The 1,822-nt window shown below is 58.3% G+C and carries 2 rRNA genes (1 of these 2 cut by a window edge); both read right to left on the reverse strand.

The features are described 5' to 3' along the window. Nucleotides 1–1,333: ribosomal RNA gene (locus ABZ896_RS52390) — 23S ribosomal RNA — on the reverse strand; the annotation flags it as partial. A gap of 298 nt (nt 1,334–1,631) precedes the next feature. Beyond that, a 16S ribosomal RNA gene (locus ABZ896_RS52395) occupies nt 1,632–1,822 on the reverse strand (its annotated part continues 1,350 nt past the right edge of the window); the annotation flags it as partial.

The raw sequence follows: 1,822 nt of genomic DNA on the forward strand, positions 1-1,822 counted from the left end.
GCTTCACCCGGCACACGACGCTCCCCTACCCATCCATACAGGCGTTGGCCCTGTTGTATGAATGACACGACTTCGGCGGTACGCTTGAGCCCCGCTACATTGTCGGCGCGGAATCACTAGACCAGTGAGCTATTACGCACTCTTTCAAGGGTGGCTGCTTCTAAGCCAACCTCCTGGTTGTCTCTGCGACTCCACATCCTTTCCCACTTAGCGTACGCTTAGGGGCCTTAGTCGATGCTCTGGGCTGTTTCCCTCTCGACCATGGAGCTTATCCCCCACAGTCTCACTGCCGCGCTCTCACTTACCGGCATTCGGAGTTTGGCTAAGGTCAGTAACCCGGTAGGGCCCATCGCCTATCCAGTGCTCTACCTCCGGCAAGAAACACACGACGCTGCACCTAAATGCATTTCGGGGAGAACCAGCTATCACGGAGTTTGATTGGCCTTTCACCCCTAACCACAGGTCATCCCCCAGGTTTTCAACCCTGGTGGGTTCGGTCCTCCACGAAGTCTTACCTCCGCTTCAACCTGCCCATGGCTAGATCACTCCGCTTCGGGTCTTGAGCGTGCTACTCAGATCGCCCTGTTCGGACTCGCTTTCGCTACGGCTACCCCACCCGGGTTAACCTCGCAACACACCGCAAACTCGCAGGCTCATTCTTCAAAAGGCACGCAGTCACGAGAATGAAGACAAGTCTTCATTCCGACGCTCCCACGGCTTGTAGGCACACGGTTTCAGGTACTATTTCACTCCGCTCCCGCGGTACTTTTCACCATTCCCTCACGGTACTATCCGCTATCGGTCACCAGGGAATATTTAGGCTTAGCGGGTGGTCCCGCCAGATTCACACGGGATTTCTCGGGCCCCGTGCTACTTGGGTGTCTCTCCAACGAGCCGCTGACGTTTCGACTACGGGGGTCTTACCCTCTACGCCGGACCTTTCGCATGTCCTTCGCCTACATCAACGGTTTCTGACTCGTCCTGTCGCCGGCAGACGACAGAAGAGAGATCCCACAACCCCCACGACGCAACCCCTGCCGGGTCTCACACGTCGTAGGTTTGGCCTCATCCGGTTTCGCTCGCCACTACTCCCGGAATCACGGTTGTTTTCTCTTCCTGCGGGTACTGAGATGTTTCACTTCCCCGCGTTCCCTCCACATACCCTATGTGTTCAGGTATGGGTGACAGCCCATGACGACTGCCGGGTTTCCCCATTCGGAAACCCCCGGATCAAAGCCTGGTTGACGACTCCCCGGGGACTATCGTGGCCTCCCACGTCCTTCATCGGTTCCTGGTGCCAAGGCATCCACCGTGCGCCCTTAAAAACTTGGCCACAGATGCTCGCGTCCACTGTGCAGTTCTCAAACAACGACCAACCACCCATCACCCCGGAGCTTCACTCCGAGTGCACTGGGGCCGGCATCGAGGGCGTTCATTCCCTCAGACACCCAACAGCGTGCCCGACCAGACCCTGTCCGGAGATCATGCGTTCCACGCTCCGAAGAGCAGTACTGGCAGCCTCCGACCCAGACCCAGGCCGAATAATCAACGTTCCACCCATGAGCGACCAGCGCGAGACATTCGCCCGCGTTCTGGCGTCTGGACCCCCAAAGAGGCCAGGTGCTCCTTAGAAAGGAGGTGATCCAGCCGCACCTTCCGGTACGGCTACCTTGTTACGACTTCGTCCCAATCGCCAGTCCCACCTTCGACAGCTCCCTCCCACAAGGGGTTGGGCCACCGGCTTCGGGTGTTACCGACTTTCGTGACGTGACGGGCGGTGTGTACAAGGCCCGGGAACGTATTCACCGCAGCAATGCTGATC

The sequence above is a fragment of the Streptomyces sp. NPDC047072 genome (genome assembly GCF_040643855.1).
Classification (GTDB): Bacteria; Actinomycetota; Actinomycetes; order Streptomycetales; family Streptomycetaceae; genus Streptomyces.